This is a genomic window from Corynebacterium oculi (assembly GCF_001412105.1).
Taxonomy (GTDB): domain Bacteria; phylum Actinomycetota; class Actinomycetes; order Mycobacteriales; family Mycobacteriaceae; genus Corynebacterium; species Corynebacterium oculi.
On the sequence record NZ_LKST01000002.1, the window covers coordinates 530,086 to 552,251 of the forward strand.

General features: G+C 66.0%; 19 protein-coding genes and 4 tRNA genes. 11 read left to right on the plus strand and 12 right to left on the minus strand.

The genetic code is table 11. From position 1 onward, the window contains the following. Window positions 1-63 precede the first annotated feature (63 nt). The 6 genes from Cocul_RS06530 to Cocul_RS06555 form a co-directional block, all read right to left on the minus strand. Window positions 64-1,485: a bifunctional metallophosphatase/5'-nucleotidase gene (locus Cocul_RS06530; protein WP_055122469.1), complete on the minus strand. Its 1,422-nt coding sequence runs from the start codon at window positions 1,483-1,485 to the stop codon at window positions 64-66. Then, window positions 1,482-1,871: a hypothetical protein gene (locus Cocul_RS06535; RefSeq protein ID WP_055122470.1), complete on the minus strand. Its 390-nt coding sequence runs from the start codon at window positions 1,869-1,871 to the stop codon at window positions 1,482-1,484. The genes Cocul_RS06530 and Cocul_RS06535 overlap by 4 nt, the downstream gene beginning before the upstream one ends. A gap of 60 nt (window positions 1,872-1,931) precedes the next feature. Further along, window positions 1,932-2,004: transfer RNA gene (locus tag Cocul_RS06540), tRNA-Arg, on the minus strand. A gap of 80 nt (window positions 2,005-2,084) precedes the next feature. Next, entirely contained in the window at window positions 2,085-3,422 is a 1,338-nt protein-coding gene (gene mgtE / locus Cocul_RS06545; RefSeq protein ID WP_055122471.1) for a magnesium transporter, read from the minus strand. 77 nt (window positions 3,423-3,499) lie between these two features. After that, window positions 3,500-3,575, minus strand: a tRNA-Arg gene (locus tag Cocul_RS06550). A 1-nt stretch (window position 3,576) separates the two neighbouring features. Next, window positions 3,577-3,668 (minus strand) — tRNA-Ser (locus Cocul_RS06555). 65 nt (window positions 3,669-3,733) lie between these two features. On the opposite strand from Cocul_RS06555, the gene Cocul_RS06560 reads away from it, so the two are divergent. Then, window positions 3,734-4,792 (plus strand): pyridoxal phosphate-dependent aminotransferase, encoded by a 1,059-nt coding sequence (locus tag Cocul_RS06560; RefSeq protein WP_055122472.1) that lies wholly within the window; start codon window positions 3,734-3,736, stop codon window positions 4,790-4,792. Window positions 4,793-5,098: 306 nt separating this feature from the next. On the opposite strand, the gene Cocul_RS06565 is transcribed toward Cocul_RS06560, so the two are convergent. Continuing rightward, a tRNA-Ser gene (locus Cocul_RS06565) sits at window positions 5,099-5,183 on the minus strand. A 62-nt stretch (window positions 5,184-5,245) separates the two neighbouring features. On the opposite strand from Cocul_RS06565, the gene Cocul_RS06570 reads away from it, so the two are divergent. After that, window positions 5,246-6,217: an NAD(P)H-quinone oxidoreductase gene (locus tag Cocul_RS06570; protein WP_055122473.1), complete on the plus strand. Its 972-nt coding sequence runs from the start codon at window positions 5,246-5,248 to the stop codon at window positions 6,215-6,217. On the opposite strand, the gene Cocul_RS06575 is transcribed toward Cocul_RS06570, so the two are convergent. Beyond that, the gene (locus Cocul_RS06575; RefSeq protein ID WP_055122474.1) at window positions 6,214-7,413 is read right to left on the minus strand and encodes an aminotransferase class V-fold PLP-dependent enzyme; all 1,200 of its coding nucleotides are present in this window, start codon (window positions 7,411-7,413) and stop codon (window positions 6,214-6,216) included. The genes Cocul_RS06570 and Cocul_RS06575 overlap by 4 nt on opposite strands. 122 nt (window positions 7,414-7,535) lie before the next feature. Here Cocul_RS06575 and wzm point away from each other — a divergent pair, with 122 nt between their 5' ends. The 4 genes from wzm (at window position 7,536) to glfT1 (ending at window position 11,463) form a co-directional block, all read left to right on the plus strand. Further along, window positions 7,536-8,414 (plus strand): galactan export ABC transporter permease subunit Wzm/RfbD, encoded by an 879-nt coding sequence (wzm, locus tag Cocul_RS06580; RefSeq protein WP_055122475.1) that lies wholly within the window; start codon window positions 7,536-7,538, stop codon window positions 8,412-8,414. A 15-nt stretch (window positions 8,415-8,429) separates the two neighbouring features. Then, complete coding sequence (wzt, locus tag Cocul_RS06585; RefSeq protein ID WP_055122476.1) at window positions 8,430-9,215, plus strand: galactan export ABC transporter ATP-binding subunit Wzt/RfbE; 786 nt, start codon at window positions 8,430-8,432, stop codon at window positions 9,213-9,215. A gap of 393 nt (window positions 9,216-9,608) precedes the next feature. Next, window positions 9,609-10,580, plus strand: coding sequence for a type IV toxin-antitoxin system AbiEi family antitoxin domain-containing protein (locus Cocul_RS11900; protein ID WP_160318499.1), 972 nt, complete (start codon window positions 9,609-9,611; stop codon window positions 10,578-10,580). Continuing rightward, complete coding sequence (gene glfT1 / locus Cocul_RS06595; protein ID WP_055122478.1) at window positions 10,555-11,463, plus strand: galactofuranosyltransferase GlfT1; 909 nt, start codon at window positions 10,555-10,557, stop codon at window positions 11,461-11,463. The genes Cocul_RS11900 and glfT1 overlap by 26 nt, the downstream gene beginning before the upstream one ends. Before the next feature lie 253 nt (window positions 11,464-11,716). On the opposite strand, the gene Cocul_RS06600 is transcribed toward glfT1, so the two are convergent. The 4 genes from Cocul_RS06600 to Cocul_RS06615 are packed head-to-tail and all read right to left on the minus strand — an operon-like array spanning window position 11,717 to window position 13,914. Beyond that, window positions 11,717-12,118: a GtrA family protein gene (locus Cocul_RS06600; RefSeq protein ID WP_055122479.1), complete on the minus strand. Its 402-nt coding sequence runs from the start codon at window positions 12,116-12,118 to the stop codon at window positions 11,717-11,719. 26 nt (window positions 12,119-12,144) lie between these two features. Continuing rightward, window positions 12,145-13,056, minus strand: a complete 912-nt coding sequence (locus Cocul_RS06605; protein WP_055122480.1) for a plasmid pRiA4b ORF-3 family protein — start codon at window positions 13,054-13,056, stop codon at window positions 12,145-12,147. Beyond that, the gene (locus Cocul_RS06610; RefSeq protein ID WP_055122481.1) at window positions 13,046-13,495 is read right to left on the minus strand and encodes a hypothetical protein; all 450 of its coding nucleotides are present in this window, start codon (window positions 13,493-13,495) and stop codon (window positions 13,046-13,048) included. Before Cocul_RS06610 ends, Cocul_RS06605 begins: the two co-directional genes overlap by 11 nt. Further along, window positions 13,492-13,914, minus strand: a complete 423-nt coding sequence (locus Cocul_RS06615) for a hypothetical protein (RefSeq protein WP_150114400.1) — start codon at window positions 13,912-13,914, stop codon at window positions 13,492-13,494. The genes Cocul_RS06610 and Cocul_RS06615 overlap by 4 nt, the downstream gene beginning before the upstream one ends. Before the next feature lie 29 nt (window positions 13,915-13,943). Here Cocul_RS06615 and Cocul_RS06620 point away from each other — a divergent pair, with 29 nt between their 5' ends. The 5 genes from Cocul_RS06620 to Cocul_RS06640 all read left to right on the plus strand — a co-directional run bounded on the left by Cocul_RS06620 (window position 13,944) and on the right by Cocul_RS06640 (window position 22,100). Then, window positions 13,944-14,162 (plus strand): hypothetical protein, encoded by a 219-nt coding sequence (locus Cocul_RS06620; protein ID WP_055122483.1) that lies wholly within the window; start codon window positions 13,944-13,946, stop codon window positions 14,160-14,162. A 90-nt stretch (window positions 14,163-14,252) separates the two neighbouring features. Continuing rightward, entirely contained in the window at window positions 14,253-15,668 is a 1,416-nt protein-coding gene (gene dprE1, locus Cocul_RS06625; protein WP_055122484.1) for a decaprenylphosphoryl-beta-D-ribose oxidase, read from the plus strand. 15 nt (window positions 15,669-15,683) lie between these two features. Beyond that, the gene (gene dprE2, locus Cocul_RS06630) at window positions 15,684-16,445 is read left to right on the plus strand and encodes a decaprenylphospho-beta-D-erythro-pentofuranosid-2-ulose 2-reductase (protein ID WP_055122485.1); all 762 of its coding nucleotides are present in this window, start codon (window positions 15,684-15,686) and stop codon (window positions 16,443-16,445) included. 258 nt (window positions 16,446-16,703) lie between these two features. Beyond that, window positions 16,704-18,686: a galactan 5-O-arabinofuranosyltransferase gene (locus Cocul_RS06635; RefSeq protein ID WP_055122486.1), complete on the plus strand. Its 1,983-nt coding sequence runs from the start codon at window positions 16,704-16,706 to the stop codon at window positions 18,684-18,686. 6 nt (window positions 18,687-18,692) lie between these two features. Beyond that, window positions 18,693-22,100 carry an arabinosyltransferase domain-containing protein gene (locus tag Cocul_RS06640; protein ID WP_082422202.1) on the plus strand — a complete coding sequence of 1,136 codons (3,408 nt, stop codon included), beginning with the start codon at window positions 18,693-18,695 and terminating at the stop codon, window positions 22,098-22,100. Window positions 22,101-22,166: the final 66 nt, after the last annotated feature.

A 22,166-nucleotide genomic window follows, 5' to 3' on the forward strand; every position in this document is an offset into this window, starting at 1 on the left:
GCCCCGGCGCTTTGGGGTGCCATTGCCTCGCCGCCGCGCTTATCGACGCCCCACTGGCACCCCTTAGCGCTGCTCGATGGTGATGGGTTGGGAGATGGAAGTCCCGGCGTCGGTAGTAATGAGCAGGGTTTGTTCCCCGCTGAGGTTGGCCGGGACGGGAAGTTCCAGGGTGGCCTTGCCGGCTTCGCCGAAATCGGGGTGCCCAAAGTCCGGGTCGATGGGGGCGCTGACCTGGGAATCACCGATCTGGGCGGTCACGGTGGTGGCCGTTTCCCCCTGGGAGTAAATCAGGGAGGAGAGGTCAAGGGTCACGATGCCGCCTGGCGTCCACTGCCCGCTCGGGGTGAGAGCCACGTTGGATTGGCCAGGGCGGGGAGTGAGATCGGGGTGGCTCTTGAGGTACTCGATGAAGGATTCCACGTCGATATAGCCGGTGGGGGCCAGGGGCGTTCCCCTGGTGAAGGCCTCGAAGCCGTCGCCGCCGCCGAGGAGGAAGGTGGATCCGGCCACCACGTAGTCCTTGTTCGGGTCGAGGGGCTCGCCGCTGATGGTCACGGAGGTCACCCGGTCGCCGAGGGGACGGGTGGGGTCGTAGGTGTAGGTCACGTTGTCGCTCACGCCCAGGGAGAGGGCGGGGCGGCTTTCCTGGGCTTGCCATTGCTGTTCCAGGGCGTCCTTGAAGTCCGCGCCCTTGAGGGTGGTGTAGGTGTTGTCATTACCAAAGGGCTGCACGGCAAAGGCGTCCGCGTAGGTGACCTCGCCGGCTTCCAGGTCCGCGCGCACGCCACCGGCATTCATCACGCCAATATCGGCGGTGACGTCGGTATTCTTGGTGATTCCCTCGCGGGCCACCTCGGCCAGGAGGTTGTTGAGCTGGGATTCCACCGCTCGGTTAGTGCCGCGATAGAAGGGGGCGGTCACGGTGCTCACCACCTCCTTGCCTTCCTCTTCCGCCTGGGCCTCGGCGGCGGCCACCGTGGCGGCGATCTGGGGATTCGGCTGCTCGCAGGCCCGGATGGCGGCCTCGTCGAGGAGATGGACGGCGTCGATACGCGCCTGCTTGGTGGCGGGGTCCACGGTGAGATCCACGTCCACGAGGTTGCGCACGTACTGCCCCGCCTGGACGACGAGCGGGCCGGGGGTGGTGGGCTCCACCACTCGGTGAGTGTGTCCCGGGAACACGATGTCCACGTTGGGGGACCACTGCTCATCACCCTGGATTCCCTCGTGGAGGAGGGCCACCACCACGTCCGCCTGGCCGGATTCCACCAGTGAGTCGGCGGTGGTGTTCACGGCCTCGATGGGATCGGAGAAATGCAGTCCGGCCACGCCGTCCCCGGCCACAAGCTGCGGGGTATCGGCGGTGACGGCCCCCACCATCGCCACGCGCACGCCGTCGATCTCGCGGATTGCATAGGGCTCCAGCGGGGCTTGGCCGCCGGAGACGTTCGCGCCGAGCACGGCAAAATCGGCGTTGGGGATCACGCGCTCGGTGAGGTCCGCGTAGCCCTTATGAAACTCGTGGTTGCCCCGGCGGTGGCGTCCAGGCCCATCTGGTTGAGCACCTCCACGGTGGGCTCATCATCGAGGATGGCGGAATTAAAGGGAGAGCCTCCGATGTTATCGCCGGAGGCCGTGAGCACCCGAGGGCCGCCCTCGGCGGCCTTGTCCAGGGCGCAGGAAAGCCGGGCGGCGCCGGGATCATCCTTGGTCTCGGAGAAATGACCGTGGAAGTCCGTGATATTTTGCACGCTCAGACGCACCGGCTGGTGATCTTGCTGGGCCTGGGGAGGCTGCTGGGCCAGGGCGGTGGGGGCGGAGAGGGAACTAGCGGCGATGACGAGGGCGCTGAGACAGCTCTGATATTTCACGCGCTCATTGTGACAGAACCCCGGCCCTTTTTCAGTGCATAACCCCCAGAAAAAGAAAAGTGCGCCCGGAGGGATTCGAACCCCCAACCTTCTGATCCGTAGTCAGATGCTCTATCCGTTGAGCCACGGGCGCAGGCAACAGCATGATAAATAACTCCGTTGCTCTGAAAAGAGAGGTTACCCCTCCCCCCCAAGGACCAACAAATTACCTGGTCACAGCCCCAAGATCGCCTTGGCGATGCAGAAGTACACGATCAGCCCGGTGGCATCACAGAACGTGGAGATAAAGGGGTTAGAGAACACCGCGGGATCCGCCCCCACCGCCTTGGCGATGATCGGCATGGCCCCGCCCACCGTGGCGGACATGGTGCACACCGCCAGCATGGTCAGCCCGATCACCATGCCGATGGGCAGCCCATACACCAGGGTGGCCAGGGTGAAGCCGAGCGAACCCAGCAGGGCGCCCAGCACCAAGCCCACCCGCAGCTCGCGCCACATCACCTGGGCGACGTCGCGCTTGCGCACGTCTCCCAGCGCCAAAGATCGCGTGACAGTGGTGGCGGCCTGGTTCCCCGTGTTGCCGCCCGTACCAGTCAGCAGCGGGATAAACAGGGAGAGCACCACCGCCTGCGAGAGCGTGGCCTCGAAGGTATCCAGCACCTTCACCGTCAGCAGCGCGGAGACCGCCAGCACCAGCAGCCACACCACGCGGGAGCGCACCAACTTCAGCAGCGGCGTGGAGAGATAGGGCTGTTGCAGGGGCTCGGCACCGCCGGCGCGGGCGGAATCCTCGGATTCCGCCTCCTCGGCGATGTCGGCGGCGTCGTCGAAGGTGAGTATGCCCACCAGTCGCGTGGAGTCATCCACGATGGGAATCGCCAGGTAGTCCAGCGGGAGGAACCAGCGGGCGGTTTCCTCGGCGTCGTCGTGCGCGTTGGCGTACACCGGCTCCACCATGAGGCGCTCCAGCGGCGTCTCCGGCTCCGCCGTGAACATGGTGCGCAGGGAGCACACGCCCACCAGGGTGCGATCCCGGTTGGTGATGGGAATGAGGTAGATGGTTTCCACCTCGTGCGCTTGCAGGCGGATCTCCGCCAGCGCCTCCCCCGCCGTCATGTCCGCGTAGATGGTGGGCACCTCGGGGGACATACGACGCCCCACCGAGCCCTTGGGGTAACCCAGCACCACGCCGGTGACGTCGCGTTCCGTGGCATCCAGGTTGCGCAGCAACTGCTCCGCGATCTCCGCCGGTAACTCGTCGAGGAGGGAGACTCGGTCATCCGGGTCCATGTCCTCGAAGAACTCGTAGGTCTCCTTGCCCTGCAAGGCACCGATGAGGTCGGCCTGGTGGGCAGGGTCAAGGGCATCAAAGACGTCGATGGCCCGGCTGCGGGAGAGCAGCCTCAGGATCAGGGCGGCGCGGGCGGCGGGACTGCGCTCCACCACCTCGATGACCTCGTGGATCGGGGCCTGCGCCAATTCCTCCGCGAGCTGCGGAGCGCGGGCGGGATCGAAGTCTAAGCGGGTGAGGGTGATCTTCTCAGAGGCCATGGGAACTCCTACACTGAGGGAAGCGAACGGAAAAGGCCCCGCTTCTACCGTGAATGAGCAGAAACAGGGCCTACGCCTGGTGCGCCCGGAGGGATTCGAACCCCCAACCTTCTGATCCGTAGTCAGATGCTCTATCCGTTGAGCCACGGGCGCGTGGCGGAGACGAGAGGATTTGAACCTCCGGTCCCCCGTTAAGAGGACAACTCATTAGCAGTGAGCCCCATTCGGCCGCTCTGGCACGTCTCCTAAACCTCCTGGAATAATAGCCAGTCCCCCGCGGTAATGACAAACCGCCACGCTAGACTATCGCTATGATTCGACCCGACCTCGCTTCCATTCCCGCGTACGTCCCCGGCGAGAATCTTGAACAGGCCATCAAGATTTCCTCCAACGAGATGTCCACCCCGCCGCTGCCCTCCGTGGTAGAGGCCATGAACCGCGCCGCCGCCGGGGCCAACCGATACCCGGACATGGGAGTCAACACCCTGCGCCACAGCCTGGCCGCCCACCTCGGGGTATCGGTGGAACAGGTGGCCACCGGGTGCGGATCCTCCGCGCTGTGCCAGCAGCTAGTACAGATCACCAGCGGCCCGGACGACGAAGTGATCTTCCCCTGGCGCAGCTTCGAGGCATACCCCATCTTCGCCCAGGTGGTGGGCGCCAAGCCCGTGATGGTTCCCCTGGATCAGGCCGGGCGCCACGACCTCGACGCCATGATTGAGGCCATCACCGAGCGCACCACGCTCATCTTCCTCTGCAACCCCAATAACCCCACCGGCTCCGCCCTCACCCAAGCGGAATTCGATTCCTTCATGCGACGCGTCCCCGCCCACATCACCGTGGCCCTGGACGAGGCCTACTACGAGTTCAACCGCGCCGAGGACACCCCCGAGGGCACCGTGGAGATCGGCCGCTGGCCCAACCTGGTAGCCCTGCGCACCTTCTCCAAGGCCTACGGCCTCGCCGGTGCCCGAGTAGGGTACGCCTTCGGCCCCGCCGAATACATCGAGGCCCTCAACAAGGTCTGCATCCCCTTCTCCATCTCGTCCGTGGCCCAAGCCGGGGCCATTGCCTCCCTGGAAGCCGAGGAAGAACTCCTGGCCCGCACCGACGAGGTGGTGGAGCAGCGCCAGCGCCTGGCCGCCGAGATCGGATCCCTCCCCTCCGAGGGCAACTTCGTGTGGCTCCCCACCCCGGAAGGCGACCCGGACTACCCCACCCGCATCGCCGAGGCCCTGGCCGCCCGCCAGATCCTCGTCCGCGCCTTCCCCGACGGCGTGCGCCTCAGCGTGACCACCGCGGACGAGGTCGATCAGGTCATCGCCGCCTGGCGGGAACTCGGCCTCGGCGGGGCCGGCGTCAGCGCTTAGGGGTGCCATTAGCCGGGTGGCGCGGGGGCCTCGGCCACCAGTGGCACCCCTTGGTGCTGCTTGGTGCTTGTTCGCCGCCTATCGACGCCCGCCCCTCCCTCTTCCGCACTCTCGCCCTAAGGGGTGCCATTACAGGGTTGTGGATCAAGCCCCGATGGTTAGTGGCACCCCTTGGGGTGGGAGGGCGGCGGGGTTCACGTGAGCGTAGATAGGCAAACAACCGGAAGGGGTGCCAGCAGCACCGTCGCTGGCACCCCGAACCCCGAGATGGCACCCCTTAGCGCCACGCACCAGCGCAAGAAAAAGCGGAGACGAGGGGATTTGAACCCCTGGGGCTGTGACACCCGCCGGTTTTCAAGACCGGTGCATTCGGCCGCTCTGCCACGTCTCCTCGCCGCCGCAGCGGCACTCATCACCCTACCCAACTCACCCGGAACCTTTACCCTGGGGGCCATGAAAGCAATCACGCTGACCGATCCCCATGATCCGAGTTCCCTGGCGCTCGCGGAGACCACCACGCCCGAGCTGCGGCCCGGCGAGGTGCTCGTGAAGGTGCATACCGCCGGGGTGAATCGCGGCGATGTGTTGCAGGCGCGGGGGCATTATCCCCCGCCCCCGGGGGCCTCGGAGATCATCGGCCTGGAGTGCTCCGGAACGATCGTGGACGCCGGGGATACCGGCCGCACTCCCGGCGAGGAGGTTGGTTGCCTGCTGGCCGGCGGGGGATACGCGGAGTTGGTGGCGGTGCCGCAGGGGCAGCTGGCCCCGGTGCCGCAGGGACTCACGCTGGCGGAGACCGGCTCCGTGATGGAGGTGGCCTGCACCGTGTGGTCAAACCTGGGGATGCTCGCCGGGCTGAGGGCCGGGCAGCGCCTGCTCATTCACGGCGGGGCTGGCGGGATCGGGGCGTGCGCCATTCAGGTGGCCAAGGCCCTGGGAGCGGAGGTGGCCGTGACGGCTGGCTCCGCGGAGAAACTGGACTTCTGCCGCGAATTGGGCGCGGATATTCTGATTAATTATCACGAGCAGGATTTTGCGGAGGAATTACGCGGTTCCTGCGACGTGATCTTGGATATTATCGGCGCAAAGTACCTGGAGAGGAATATGCGCTGCCTGGGCCTCGACGGCCGCCTCACCATCATCGGCCTCCAGGGCGGCACCAAGGCAGAGATCAACCTGGGTGCCATGCTGCCGCGCCGCCACAGCATTCACGCCACCACCCTGCGCGCCCGCAGCCTGGAGGACAAGGCCGCCATCGTCTCCGCCACCGTGGAGAACGTGTGGCCCATGCTGGCCAGCGGGGCCCTCCGCCACCGCGTCCACGCCACCTACCCGCTTGCCGACGCCGCCCTCGCCCACGCCGCGCTCACCGGCGGGAAGGTCAGGGGCAAGATCGCGCTCCGCGTCTCACCCCGTAGCGCCTAGCCCAGCGAGGCCACCACGCGGGTGAGGTGATCCACGTCGTGCCCCTGGTTGAAGGGGGCAAGGGAGACGGTCACCGCGCCGCCGATCTCCGCGATCCCCATCGCCTCTAACAGCGGGGTGTGGGGCGTGAGGGTGGTGTAGAGATCATTATCCAAAAGCCGCTGGTAGACGGTCTGGGCAGGCACGCCCCGCACCGCGAAAGAGATGCGGGGCACGCGATCCACGTGGGCCTCGGCGGCGGCCTCGCCGGACACGCCGATGATGTGCACGCTCGGCAGGGAGCCGAGGAAGAACGTGAGGTCTCGCCCCAGGTCGCTGAGGTAATAATCCAGGTGATCCATGCAGTAGCGCAACCGCTCCCGTCGGGTGCCCCGCGCGCCTTCCACCAGGGAGGAGAAGTGATCCACCAGGGCGGAAACCCCGCCCGCCAGACCCGCGGAGATGGGCTCCTCCAGACGCTCGGGGCGATCCAGGCGCCGAATCATGCGTTCGTCGCGGAAAATCAATGCGCTCAGTTGTGGCCCACCCAGGGCCGCCAGGTCAAGGGCGATGATGTCCGCGTCCCACTCGCTGGTTTCCAGCAGCCGGTAGGGGGCGTAGGCCGAGGCATCCACCAACACCCACAGCCGGGAGAGCTGGTGCGCGGTCTCCACGATCTCCTTGACCGGCGTGACCACCCCCACCAGATCATGCGCGGCGGGAATGGTGGCCAACCGGGTGCTGCGATCCACCAACTCGGTGTACTGGTACGCGGGGAGTTCACCGGTGGCGAGGTCGGGTTCGGCCCAGCGGACGTCGGGGACGGCGTCGATAAGCACCTGGGAAAGTTCCGGCCGATCCAGGCGGGACGCCACCACCGAGGAGCCGTGCCGCAGCATGGGCTTCATGCACCGCAGCAGGTTGCGGTAGAGGGCTTCGAGGCTGCTGCCCAGCACCACCCGATCCGGCGTGGCGCCTACGAGGTCGGCCACGGCCACCCGCGCCGCCTGCACGTGCAGGTCCCCCTCCAGGCGGGCGGCGTGGCCGTGCTTGGAGGTCGCGCCGCCGCGAATCGGAGTGGGGGCGGTGCGGAACGCGCGCGCCACCCCGACCATCACCCGCTCGGGAATCTGGGGCCGCTCGTGCGCGTTGAGGTATGTCCAGCCGTCCCCGAGCGCACTATAAAGCCCCCGAACCCCCGCAACGTCGTAGCCCATAGCCTCCTCTTTCTCACTGCATTAAACCAGAGTGTATTGCTAACCCACGCCGAACTGCCACATCTGCACGTCAGCGCCCTGATCCCCGGCACGCCACCCAGCCTCTATTAGGCTGGGGCACCATGCAACCCCTCAGAGCAGACATCGCCCGGATGACGGAGGCTACTGGCGACGCCGCCCCCGCCTCCCAGTCCCGCACCTTCCGGGCCGCCTGGGCCGACCTGGTGCGCGGATTTGGCCAACGCGAGCTGTGGCTGCAACTCGGCTGGCAGGACATCAAGCAGCGCTACCGACGCTCGGTGCTGGGCCCGCTGTGGATCACCATCGCCACCGGCGTGATGGCGCTAGCCCTGGGCCTGCTTTACTCCGTTCTTTTTAGAATCCCGCTGGCGGAGTTCCTGCCGCACGTGACCGTGGGGTTGATTATTTGGGGATTCATCTCCGGCTGCATTAAAGAAGGCGCGGACATTTTCATTGATAACGAGGGGCTGATTAAGCAACTGCCCTCGGCGCTATCCGTGCACGTGTACCGGCTGGTGTGGAAGCAGACCCTCTTCCTCGCGCACAATCTGGTGATCTGGGTAATACTCATGCTGATCTTCCCCCGCCCCCTGGGGTGGGACGTTCTACTGATGTTCCCCGCCTTTGCGCTGCTGATCGTCAATGGGGTGTGGGTGGCCATGTTCTTTGGCATTATCGCCACCAGATACCGCGATGTATCCCCGCTTCTCGACGCCGGCACCCAACTCCTCTTCTACATCACACCCATCGTGTGGATGACCTCCACCCTGCGCAATAACATCGACGGCGCAGACCAGCGCGCCCACCTCGCCCAGCTCAATCCCCTTTATCACTACCTAGAAATCGTGCGCGCCCCCATGATCGGTGCGCCGCTCCCCACCTACCACTGGTGGATCGTCCTGGGCTTTACCGCCGCCGGACTCACCCTCACCCTGCTGGCCATGCGCCAATGGCGCTTCCGCGTGAACTACTGGGTATAAAGAAAGGAAAATATCGTGGTTTCCATTGATACCCACGGCGCCTGCGTGGACTTTCCCATCTTCGACGCCAAATCCCGCTCCATGAAAAAGGCCTTCCTCGGGGCCGCCGGCGGGGCCATCGGCCGCAACCAGGAAAACACCGTGGTGGTAGAGGCCCTGCGCGACATCAACCTCCACCTGCGCGAGGGAGACCGCGTGGGGCTCGTGGGCCACAACGGCGCCGGAAAGTCCACCCTCCTGCGCCTGCTCTCCGGCATCTACGAACCCACCCGAGGCTCGGCCTGCGTTCGCGGACGCGTGGCCCCCGTCTTTGACCTCGGCGTGGGCATGGACCCGGAAATTTCTGGCTACGAAAACATCATCATCCGCGGCCTCTTCCTCGGCCAAACCCGCCGCTCCATGCGCAAGAAGATGGATGACATCGCGGAGTTCTCCGAACTCGGCGAATACCTCAACATGCCGCTACGCACCTACTCCACCGGCATGCGTGTGCGCCTCGCCCTCGGGGTGGTCACCTCCATCGAACCGGAGATCCTGCTCCTCGACGAAGGCATCGGCGCCGTGGACGCCGCCTTCATGGCGAAGGCCAGGGTGCGCCTCCAAGAAATGGTGAAACGCTCAGGGATCCTCGTCTTTGCCTCCCACTCCAACGATTTCCTCGCTCAACTCTGTAGCACCGCCCTCTGGATCGACCACGGCACAATTCGCCAGGCCGGCCTGGTAGACGAGGTCGCGGAGGCCTACGAGGGCCCCGAGGCCGGCAAACGCATGCGGGAGATGCTGGCCGAGTTCCAGGGGTAAGGGCCGTGGTGTTTCCTGGGGCTTTCGCGGTGTTGCTGTCTCCTGCGGCGGTGCTTTTTGGGGTGCCATTAGAGGGGCTGGGAGGCCTCGACGTGCGCTAGTGGCACCCCTTAGCGTTGGTGAGACCGATATTTTCCCATCACAAACCCCACCAACCACATCAGTTTCATAAATTTCCCGACCCCACACCTCCTGCCCACCCCCTGCGCGAAAGGGTGCCATTAGGGCGGCGTCGATAAGCTTCAACCCTCCAGTGGCACCCCATCGGCAGACGGTTATCCACAGGCCGGAAGTTATCCACAGCCATGCCTGCCATTCGAACACTCGTGTCCCGCCGGTGTTCTACAGTGGGCAACCAAGGAACACACCACCAGGGGGATCACGATGGTACGCATGGGAATTGACGGCATTATTGTCGCCTCAACAGCCGAGCTCAGGCGAATGGGAGAGACTCGATATTCCATTGCACGCCGCATCAAAGAAGGCAGCCTCCACAGGATCATGCGCGGGTTGTATTCAGAAAAATCACTGTCGCCGCGTCAAATTTGCGCCACTTACTCTCTTCTTAAACCTCATCTGGCTTTCACCGGAGTCACCGCAATTCAGTTATTTCTTAATCAGGAGGTTACGCTTCCGCTTCACGCCGTGGTTCCCCGGGGAAAATCCGAGAAAAACACCCGCACCCTTCGCGTCAGTCGGCGTCGTTGCCTTCCCACCACCTTGGTTCAGGGAATCAAAGTCCTCTGCGCCTCCGCGGTGGTGCGGGATCTTTCTTTGCTCCCGCCGCCAAAGTTGGTGACCGCGCTCAAGTCGGTGCGGCGCCGCCTGCGCGATAGTACCCAGGACATACTCATGCGCGTCCTTGAGTATTGCTACGCGGGCAAGAACGGACAATCTTCTTTGGAAGAGGATGCTTCCCGGCTGGGTACCGCCTCACGCAAAGGATTAGTCCAGGTTCTTGCGCGATCCGCCATCGGCGCCGATAGTGAAACAGAACGCAGAGTTTTCCGACCAATCAAAGTCCGAGGCCTAAAAATCACCCTGAACGTGAAAATTGGTAATCACTTCTGGGATGCCCTGGTGGAGGGAAAGCGGAAAACCCTCATCGATATTGATGGCACGGCCTTTCATAGCAATGGTGCTTCTTTTGTCAAAGATCGGTGGAAAACCAATAACGCCGTGAGTCAAGGGTACTATGCCCTGCGCTATACCTCCGATTGCGTGGACCATCACTGCGAAAAAGTAGTGGAGGATATCATTGCTATCGCACGGGGACTTCCCTCTCCTTTTAGCAATGATCCCGTGTGGCGGTGGCACCGCAGCGTGGCAGAATATAAGCATGATTCCGCCGCTGCGAAGCTCTGATTCCGTTGCCGCCGTCATCGTCACTCACAAGCGAGTCGAGCAACTCCGTGCCTCCTTGGAACAGGTATGCCAGCAAACCCTGCCGGTGAAATGGGTCATCGTGGTGGACAACGCCGCCGAGGACGCCGTGCGCCTTCTCCTCAACGAGCTGGCTGGGGATCGCGGCGTTTACCTGCCCAGCCAGACCAACCTCGGCGGCGCCGGCGGATTCGCCTATGGGTTTCTCACCGCGCTCTCTCTGGGGGCCGAAGCCATCTGGTGCGCCGACGATGACGGCCGTCCCCGAGACCACCGCGTCCTCGCCACGCTTATCGACGCCGCCGCCCGTCACCGTCTCCACGAGGTTTCGCCCGTGGTGTGCAACATCGATGACCCACAACGCCTCGCCTTCCCCCTCCGCCAGGGGGTGACGTGGAAGCGAAAGCTAGATGACCTAGAAGGAGATTTTCTCCCGGGGATCGCCAGCCTTTTTAACGGCGCGCTCATCTCCGCCCGCGCCATGGAGATCATCGGTGTGCCGGATTATCGGCTCTTTATCCGCGGAGACGAGGTGGAGTACCACCGCCGCCTTGTGCGCTCGGGGCTACGTTTTGGTACCGCGCTGACCACCGCGTATCTCCACCCCGATGGCTCGGACGAGTTCAAACCCATCCTGGGAGGCAAAATGCACACCCAGTACCCCAGCAGCAAGACCAAGCGCTTTTTCACCTACCGCAATCGGGGATACCTCATGAATCAACCCGGAATGCGCAAACTCCTCCCCCAGGAGTATGGGCGTTTCGCCTGGTTCTTCCTGGTGCAGCGGCGCGACCCGGCCGGGTTCAAGGAGTGGCTCTCCCTGCATCGCCTTGGCCGCCGGGAGCAATTCCGCCGCCCAGAATAGGCCACCCAGAATAGGCGGCCCGGGCATCCCAACACGAAGGGGTGTCACTAGCGGGGTTGGCGCCCACACACCACCCGCAATGGCACCCCTTAGCGCGGGTGCAGAGGCGCGGGTGCAAGGGCACTGGCTCAGAACCACAGCAAGAAAATCACCCAGGAACCACCCCGGCCAACTTCTAGGACCACCAGAAACCGCCAAGCCAAGCCCCCCCCCCAAAAAAACAATCTCAAAAAAACAACCCCAAAAACAACCCTTACTTCACCCGGAAGATAAACGCCCTCTGCATCACAAAGTTAATCACGGTGGCCGTGCCCTGGGACAGAACAAAGGCCACCACCAGGGCGAGGTTGTGGTCCCAGCCCCAGTCTTGGAAGAGTCGCTGGCAGAGGGTTTGGCCGCCCACGTTCACGCCGTAGGTGATTGCGTAGAGGCCCATCACCGCCAGAAAACGTCGCCAGGAGGGTTCGGCGCGGAAAGTCCAGCGGCGGTTAATCATGTAGGCCACGAGCGTGCCAAAGATAAAGCCGATGGTGCGGGAGGCGGGGATGCTCATTCCCACCACCACGTTGCATATCCAGGTCAGCCCCAGATCGACCACGGCGGAGATCCCGCCGCTGATGAGAAAACGGATGCCCTGGCTCTTTAAGTCGTGCACGGGCCCTCAGCCTACTTCAGCGCCCGTTACTTCAACACCCTGAGCCGCCTCGCTGAACTGACGGGGCGCTCAGAGTCCCCGGCCAAACCCGGCACCGCCGCGCTTCCGCGCAGAAGCACCCGGTACATGTCCAGCCGTTCCACCGGGGGCGCCTGGTTCTCGCCACATCCGCCCATCGCGGCCAACCTGTCCAGGGAGTCTGCGCACCAGGATCGCACTTCCTTCCCGCTGAGTCTTTCCCCGTATCCCAGCGCCTCCATCGCGGCCGCCATCACGGCGTCGGCTACGGCGTCCCCGGAGAAACAGGCGAATCCCAGCAGGGCGCACCAGAATGCGTCCCGATGGGCCTGGGCGGTCTCCGGGGAAGCGCCCGAAGGCACAGAAGGCACTGCCGCCTCCAGTTCCGTCCACGCGCTCCTTGGGGTGACGGGTGCTTCCAGGTCGAGGGCCTGGAGCAGCGGCACGAAGTCCATGAGGTTTCCCCTGGAGAGCACCGAGCGCACCTCTGGGCGTACCCGTTCCAGTACCTCGCGCGTGGCCGCGCCTCCTACCAGGGCGGTGTTGATGGCGGGCATGTCGAAGGTGGTGTGCGGGAAGCTTCCCGATCCCCCCACGCAGAGCGCCCACGGGGTGTGGTCGTCGCGCACAAAGGCCCCCACCACGGTGAGGCGTATCTGCCACAGCCCCCACTCGTAGGTCAGGTTCTCGCCCACCGCGCCCAAGTGGGTGTCGATGCGCTCGCCACCGTCCACGCCCCGGCTACCTTCCTCCGAGCCGTGCCGGAAACCCCAGGTGGGGGCGTCGATAAGCCCGAAGCAGGCGTCCAGCACGCGGTGGAGGTCGCGCAGGTGGAGGGAGGCGTCGATGCCGATGTGCCGGTAGACCTCGCCGGTGAGGCTGGCGGCCTGGAGGATCACGGTGGTGGGTTCAGGGTTCATGGGGCGCCAGGGGCAGGGGCCGGATTTCCTTGCCAAAGACCTCCTGGAGGTGCTTGCGGGAGCGGCGCTGCGTCTCCAGGGTGTGCCACTGCTGCACGAGCTGCGCCAGCGCCGTGGCGGTGACCCAGGCGCGCCGAGCGGCGGGTTCCCCCTGGTAGGACGCCGATAGTTGGTCGAGGTCGGGCTCCACCAGGGGATCGAGGCGCAGTCCGGTGACGGTCTCCGCGCAGGCCTCGCGGATGCGCTCACGCTCCGCGTTGATCGCCCGCGCCAGTTCGCGCACCGTCTCCTCCCCAGGGGTCACCCGCACCGCGCCCACCAGCAGGTCGGTGGGGTCGGCCACGATCCACGCGCCGGACATCAGGGCGGTGTCCCCCACGGTGGTCTGCACGTGCCACACCACCGTGGTTTCCTCTTGCTTATCGACGACCGCGATCATCGCCGTACCTCCGCCGCTTCCGCTTCCAGCAGGGCGAACACCAGCGCGGCCACTCCGGCACCCAGCGCCGTGTAGGGGCGGCGGATACCGAAGCGGCGCAGGCCCCCGGTCAGCCAGACGCGCACCTTATGGTTCAGCACCGGCATGATGGCCAACATCACCAGTCCAGCCGCCACCGCCGCCCACGTTTGCGTGGGGGAAAGGTCCATCCCACCCGGGGTGTCCTCGGGGAGGCCCTCTCCCCTGGTGGTGGCGCTCACCACGGCGATTCCACCCGCCACCAGAGCCGCCTTGATCGCGCCCCGGCGCGCGCGGGAGGAAACATAATCCGGCAGCGCCTCCCATGCGCCCGCGAAGGCCGCCTGGGCTAATCGCCCGGCGCGGGTGTGGTTCAGCCTGGAGGAATCCTTCTGCATCATGCCCACCACCCTAGCTATCCTTGGGAGGCATGTTCGGAAGAAAAGGTCACCCGGAGCAGCACGAGGCGGCGCAGCGCACCAATCTCCCCCTGGATGACTTCATGACGCGCCTGATGGCCCAGGAGCTTCCGCTGCTCGATTCCACAAGCCGGGTGCTGGTGTACCAGGAGTTGCGCGAGTACCGCGGCCCCGAGATCACCTCGCAGGAGGAACTTCCCGCCCGGGTGCGGGAGATCATGGATCTGTGATCCGCGGCGTATCCGCGCGGCCCTGCCCCGCCGGGGCGCTAAGGTGGGTGCAGTATCTAGTACGCCTTTTTCGGAAAGATTCCTTCTATCATGGCATTCCAAACCAAGGAACAGTCCCTCTACGGATGGGGCCGCACCGCGCCGTCCACGGCCCACGTGCTCTCCACCCCGGATGTGGAGGCGATCATCGAGGCCGTGGCCCAGGTGGCGGATGAGAACTCGGCCAAGCCCGAGTACGCCCGGCGCGGCGTGATCGCCCGCGGCATGGGCCGCTCCTACGGCGATCCCGCCCAAAACGGCGGGGGCCTCGTGGTGGACATGCAACCGCTGAACCGCATTCACTCCATCGACCCGGATTCCGCCCTGGTGGACGTGGACGCGGGCGTGACCCTCGACCAGTTGATGAAGGCCGCCCTGCCCTATGGGCTGTGGGTTCCGGTGCTGCCCGGAACCCGCCAGGTGACCATCGGCGGGGCGATCGGGCCGGATATCCACGGCAAGAATCACCATTCGGCCGGTTCCTTTGGCAACCACGTGGTGTCCATGGAGCTGCTGGTGGCCGACGGCCGCGTGCTGCACCTGGAGCCGGAGGGTTCCCCGGACGATCCCGAGGGCGAGCTCTTCTGGGCCACCGTGGGCGGCATGGGCCTGACCGGCATCATCCTGCGCGCCGTGATCCGCATGACCAAGACGGAGACGGCCTTCTTCATCGCGGATACCGACCGCACCGACACCCTGGACGAGACCATCGCGTTCCACTCCGGTGGCTCCGAGGTCAACTACACCTATTCCTCCGCGTGGTTCGATGCCATCTCCCCGGCCCCCAAGCTCGGGCGCGCCACCATCTCCCGGGGTTCCCTGGCCACCCTGGATCAGCTGAAGGAACTTGCCCCCAAGCTGGCCAAGGACCCCCTGAAGTTCCACGCCCCGCAGCTCATGACGGTGCCGGACATCTTCCCCTCCTGGACGCTCAACAAGCTCAGCCTCTCCGCCGTGGGCCAGGCCTATTACCTCATGGGAGCCCCGGCGCGGAACCAGGTGAAGAATCTCACGCAGTTCTATCAGCCGCTGGATCTCATCGGGGAATGGAATCGCGGCTACGGTTCCAAGGGGTTCCTGCAATATCAGTTCGTGGTGCCCACGGAGGCGGTGGAGCCCTTCAAGGACATCATCAAGCAGATTCAGGCCTCGGGGCATTATTCCGCCCTCAACGTGTTCAAGCTCTTCGGCCCCGGCAACCGGGCCCCGCTCTCCTACCCCATGCCGGGTTGGAACGTCTGCGTGGACTTCCCCATCCGCCCCGGCCTGGGCGAACTCCTCGATGACCTCGACCGTCAGGTGATGGAGTTCGGCGGCCGCCTCTACCTGGCCAAGGAATCCCGCACCTCCGCCGAGAACTTCCACGCCATGTACCCCGGCATGGAGGGCTGGCTGCGCACCCGCAACGCCATCGATCCCACCGGGGTATTCGCCTCGGACATGTCCCGCCGCCTCGAATTGCGCTAATCACAAGGAGCCTCAATGTTGAACGCAGTGGGCCAAGCCCAAAACATCCTCTTGCTCGGCGGAACCTCGGAGATCGGCCTGGCCATCGTCTCCGAGTTCCTCCACCGCGGCCCCGCCCGCGTCACCCTGGCGGCCCGCGCCGCCAGCCCGCGTATCGACGCCGCCGTGGCCCAACTCACCCAGGCCGGTGCCACGGAGGTGACGGTGCTCGACTTCGACGCCACCGCCTTTGACACCCACCCCGAGGTGGTGGAACAGGCCTTCTCCCACGGCGACGTAGACGTGGCCATCGTGGCCTTTGGCACCCTGGGCGATCAGGAAGAACTCTGGCAGGATCAGGCCAAGGCCGTGGCGAGCGCCCAGGTGAATTACACCGGGCCGGTCTCCGTGGGCGTGCTCCTGGGCCAGGCCATGAAGAAGCAAGGCCACGGCACCATCGTGGCGCTGTCCTCCGTGGCCGGCGTGCGGGTGCGCCGCTCCAACTTCGTCTACGGCGCGGCCAAGGCCGGCCTGGACGGTTTTTACACCCAATTGGGGGAGGCCCTGCGCGGCTCCGGTGTGAAGGTTCTCACCGTGCGGCCCGGCCAGGTGCGCACCAAGATGTCCGCCGGCGTGAAGGAGGCCCCACTCACGGTTCCCGCCGAGCGCGTGGCCAAGGACACCGTGGAGGCCGTGGCTGGCGGCAAGGACATCATCTTTGTCCACCCGGCCTTCCGGCTGGTCACCACCGCCTTTAACTTCATCCCCCGGCAGATCTTCCGCCGCCTGCCCTTCTAATCCGCCCCGCGCGGTATGACGGCCCCTTGATAGACAGGGGCCGTCTTTTTTGCTGCCCGCCCCAACCCCAAGGGGTGCCATTACCGGGAGATCCTCCCCCACCACGCCCCCACTGGCACCCCTTAGGCGCGAGGAAGCCTGCGTGCGGGAGGGAGGGCGTCGAAAAGCGGCGCCTCAAGCCCGCAACAGCGCAAGGGGTGCCACTACCCCGTGCCCGCCGCCCCTCCCCGCCCCACTGGCACCCCTTAGACTGTTGCCATGAGTTCTACAGACCGTTTGGGGCGGCGCGGCACCCTGCTGGCCATGGCCCTGGCCCCCGTGGCGGGGGCCGTGTTCACCCTGGTGCTCTGGTTCCTGGCCAAGCAGGTGACGCTCCCGGCGTTTAGCACCTCCATGGTCACGCGCGCGCTCGCCACCGCGGGCAGCGCCGCCGTGCTGCTGGTGGTGGGTGTGCTGATGGCCTGGTGGCTGCGCGGGGGCGTGGTTCCCCGCTGGCGGCGCGCGCTCACGTATGCGGCGGCGTACGTGGCCCCGGCGGCGTTGGTGTTTAGCACCACCGGCGTGCCGCTGTCCGCCACCCGCCTCTACATTGACGGCCTCCAGGTGGATCAGGCGTTTCGCACGCAGTTCCTTAGCCGCATGGCGCAGACCACCTCGCTGGCGGACATGAATTACATCGACATGCCCACCTACTATCCGCCCACGTGGTTCTGGTTGGGCGGGCGCATGGCGAACCTCCTGGGGATGCCGGGCTGGGAGGTGTATCAGCCGTGGGCGCTCGTTTCCATCGCGGCCGCCGCCTGCCTGCTGGTGCCGGTGTGGCAGCGGCTGGTGGGTTCCCTGCCCGCCGCCACGGCGATCGCCTTGGTGAGTACCTGCCTGATGCTGCAACTGGGGCCGCAGGAGCCGTACGCGATCATCGTGGCGCTGGGGGTTCCGGCGTTGTCTCTGGTTGCGCGCAGGGCGCTGGCGGGCTCGTGGTTTGCCACGGCGGGCGTGGCGGTGTTTCTGGGGGTCTCGGCCACCATGTACACGCTTTTTACGGCCCTGGCCGCCGGTTCCGTGGTGGTCATGGCGCTGGTGGTGGCCGCCGCGCGCCGGAGTTGGCGGCCGCTGCTGCACCTGGTGGTGGCCGGTACCGGCTCGATTCTCCTCGCGCTGAGCACCTGGGGGCCGTACCTCTGGGCCGCGCTGCACAGCCGGGAGCGTTCGGGGGCCACGGCCATGCACTATCTGCCCGGCGAGGGCGCGGAGTTCCCGCTGCCCTTCCTCGCCGCCTCCATCGTGGGGGTGTTGTGCATGGTGGGGCTGGTGTACCTGGTGTTGCATTGGCGACGCCCCGCCGAGGGCGCCCTCCTGCTCGTGTTGCTGTGCCAATACGCCTGGTGCCTGGCCTCCATGGTGCTGACCATCGGGGGGGTGACGCTGCTGGGGTTCCGCGTGGAGATGCTGGTGGCGCTGCAACTGGCCACCGCGGGCGTGATGGGCTTTGGTTGGCTGCGCCGCCAGGGGCTTGGCGCCCTGTACCCGGATCGGTTCTCCCCGCAGTGGCAGCGGCGGATCACGGTGGTTCTGGTGGTGGTGCTCAGCCTGGCGGGGGTGAAGTATGCCCAGGACATTCCCACCCATCACCAGGAAAACCTGGACTACGCCTACTCGGATACCGATGGTTATGGTGAGCGCGCGGATCGCTTTGCCCCCAACGCCGCCCAATATTACGGCCAGATCGACGAGGAGATTCGCCGCCACGGCCACGACCCCGCCGATACCGTGGTACTGGCCGACGAGAACCGCTTTATGAGCTTCCACCCTTACTACGGGTTCCAGGCCTTTACCAGCCATTACGCCAATCCCCTGGGGGAGTTTGATCGGCGCAACGCCGCCATCGAGGACTGGGCCCTGCGCTCCTGGGAGGAGCTGGCCGACCCGGCGGCTTTCGACGCCGCGGTGGAAGCGGAGTCGCAGGAAGGCTCCTGGCGGGCGCCGGACGTGTTCATCTTCCGCGGCGACCTGGAAGCGGAAGAGGAAACAGGGGCGGAGGAAGCAGCCGCCACCTCCGGCTTCAAGATTCACCTGGCCGAGGACATCTACCCCAATCACCCCAATATCCGCTTCAAGGGCGTGTTCTTTAACCCCGCCTCCTTTGCGGATGCCTCCCGCTGGGCCACGGCGCAGATCGGCCCCTTCGTGGTGGTCACCCGAGTCTCGGGGGGGGTAGGCCACTCCGGTGCCGTAGACTAACGGGCTGTGTCTGTTACCCCAGAAGCGTCCCCCGCGCCACCGCACGCTCCCGCGCAGCAGGCCCCAGGATGGCTCAAGCGCCTCGCCATCATCACCGGCCTGCTCGGGTTCGTGCTCTTTGTGGCCACGCCCTTCCTCCCGGTTCACCAGGTGCAATCCAGCCTGAACTGGCCCCAAAACGGCAGCGTGAACTCGGTGAATGCGCCGCTGATCTCCTACGCGCCGCAGGAGATGGAGGCTAAGATACCCCTCTCCGCCCTGGGGGAGCTGCGTGAGGGGGAGTCTCTGCTGCTGGGTACCCTGCCCGCCGATTCCACCGATGCCGCCCATCGCGGGCTCTTCGTCCGCTCCTTCGATGGCTCCTTGGACGTCTCCGTGCGCGGCGAGGCGTTCTTTGACCTCACCGCACAGCAGGTGCGCGATCTGCCCGACCAGGCGGTTCTCTCCCTGAGTTCCACGGAGGAAGAGACGAAGGCGTGGATCGAGGGCACCGATTACGCCTCCTCCCCGGATTCCACCTCCAAGGAGGACGTCCGCCCGCAGGTCAGTGGCCTGTACACGGAGCTAAACGACGCCGCCGCGCAGGAGCTTATCGACGCCGGGCTCAGCGTCCACGTGGAGATCAACTCCCGGTTTACCTCCTCGCCCACCCTGCTCAAGCAGATCGCCACCTGGCTGGGCCTGGCGATGATGGCGGTGTCCCTGTGGTGCCTCTTCCGCCTGGATCGCCTGGACGGCCGGGGCCGCATCCGCACCCTGCCCGCCGGGTGGTGGCGGCCCCGAGGCCTGGATGCCCTGGTGGGCACCATCCTGGTGGGCTGGCACTTCCTGGGGGCCAATACCGCCGATGACGGCTATATCCTCTCCATGGCCCGCCTGGCGGAGCACTCCGGCTACATGGCCAACTATTACCGCTGGTTCGGCGTGCCCGAGGCCCCCTTCGGCTGGCCCTACTATGACCTGCTGACGCTCATGGCGCAGGTGTCCACGGCTTCCTCCTGGATGCGGCTGCCCGCCCTGCTCTCCGGGCTGGTGATCTGGTTTGTGCTCTCCCGGTACCTGCTGCCGCGCCTGGGCGGCACGGTGGGAAGCCGCCGCCTCGCGCAGTGGACCGCCGCCCTGGTGTTGCTCACCTTCTGGCTGCCCTATAACAACGGCACCCGCCCGGAGCCCATCATCGCCATGGGCGCGATCCTGGCCTGGGCCTCCTTCGAGCGCGCCATCGAGACCAAGCGCCTGCTTCCCGGGGCCATCGGCGTGCTGCTGGCCGCGTTGTCCCTGGCCACCGGCCCCACGGGCCTCATGGCGGTGGCCGCCCTCCTCGCGGCGCTCTCCCCTCTGCTGCGTATTCTTTATGAGCGCCTTCCCCTGCTCGGCGGGGGCGAGGGGGCGTCGAAGGGCGCCAACGTGACGGCGGCCCTGGCGATGCTGGCCCCGGTGCTGGCCACGGGCACGGCGGTGCTGGTGGGCATGTTTGGGGATCAAACCCTGGCCGGCGTGCTGGAGGCCACGCGGGTGCGCTCGGAGATCGGCCCGGCGCTGCCGTGGAGCGAGGAGTTCGCGCGCTATCAGTCGCTGCTCTCCACCTCCTCGGTGGACGGCTCGTTTACCCGCCGCTTCCCCATGTTCATGTTCTTTGCCTCGCTGGCGATCGTGGCCATCACGCTGCTGCGCAACAAAAAGATCGCCGGGGCGGCCTCCGGCCCCACGGTGCGGCTGCTCGTCATCGTGGTGGGCACGTTCTTTTTCCTGATGTTCACCCCCACCAAGTGGACGCACCACTTTGGCACCAACGCCGGTACCGCCGCCGCGCTAGCCGCCGTGGCCTCGGTGGCTCTCAGCGCGATGGTGGTGCGCTCGGCGCGCGCCCGCGCCATGACCATCGGCGGGTTCCTGCTGATCTTCGCCCTGGCGCTGGCCGGCATGAACGGCTGGTGGTATGTGTCCAGCTTCCACATTCCGTGGTGGGATAAGTCCGTGCAGATCAAGGGCATAGAGGCCTCCTCGGTGGTGCTGTACCTGGCCATTGCGATCCTGGTCATCGGCGTGATGCTCTCCTTCATCGGGGATATGCGCCGCACCCGCGCGGAGGCCAGGGGCAACCTGGACGAGGTGCTGGCCAAGCGCCGCCGCATCAACGCCTCCTCCCGCTGGGTGGGCCTGGCCTCCGCGCCCATCGCGGTACTCAGCGCCGTGGTTCTGGCGTTCTCGCTGCTTAGCTTCGGCAAGGCCTTTGCCAGCCAGTACCCGGCCTATACGGTGGGGCTGGGCAACCTGCGCAACCTCGGCGGCAACGCCTGCGGCCTGGCCTCGGACGCCCTGGTGGAGACGAATACGAACGACGCCTTCCTCTCCCCCGTGGATGGCATCTCCCTGGGGGATTCCCTGGAGGCCGGGGAGAACCGGAGCTTTGGCCCCAATAACCTGCCCGGCAGCGTCGAGGACGCGGAATCCGATACCGATGGCCCCGGCGCGGCCATCGCGGATCAGGTGGACTCCGATAACGCCGCGGGCACCTCTGACTCCGGCCAGGACAACGGCAACTCCGGCGGCTCGCGTTCCACCAACCAGCGCGGCGTGAACGGCTCCACGCACGAGCTTCCCTTCAACCTCGACTACGAGGTGGTGCCGGTGCTCGGCTCCTACCAGGAGGAGGACCAGCGCCCGGCCAAGGTCACCACGGCCTGGTACGAGCTTCCCGAGGCGCGCGAGGACGCCCCCCTGGTGGTGGTCTCCGCCTTTGGCAAGATCAAGCACCACGACATCAACGGCATCGAGCAGGACGGCCAGAACCTGGTGCTCGAATACGGCACCCGCCACGCGGACAGCTCCGTCACCGACGAGGGCTCCGTGGAGATGCGCGACGCCGGCCCCACCCCCAACTGGCGCAATCTGCGCTACCCCCTGGCCGATCTCCCCGAGGCCGCCAACGTGGTCCGTATCAAGGCCGAGGACATCAACCTCAACGAGGACGAGTGGCTGGGCATCACCCCGCCCCGCGTGCCCACCCTGGACAGCCTGAATAGCGTGATCGGCTCCGAGCAGCCGGGCCTGCTCGATTGGCCGGTACCGCTGCAATTCCCCTGCCAGCGCACCTTCAACCACTACGCGGGCGTGACCGAGATCCCCACCTACCGCGTCTCCCCCGACTACCCCGGCAAATCCACGCTCACCCCGGTACAGAACTACACCGGCGGCGGCCCGATGGGCACCGTGGAGGCCGTCAACGAGTCCTACGAGCTGCCCAGCTACCTCCGCGACGACTGGGGCCGCGACTGGGGTTCCATCGAGATCTACGAGCCCCGCACCAACTCCGCCGGCCAAACCCCCGATACCGCGGAGATCACCCAGGAGGAGATCACCCGCTCCGGGCTGTGGAACCCGGGCAAGATGAACATCGACACCAAGGGGTAACCGCACGAGGGGTTCTCGGGGGGTAGCGCTGCGCAGAGCAGCGCTAAGGGGTGCCATTAGGCCGGG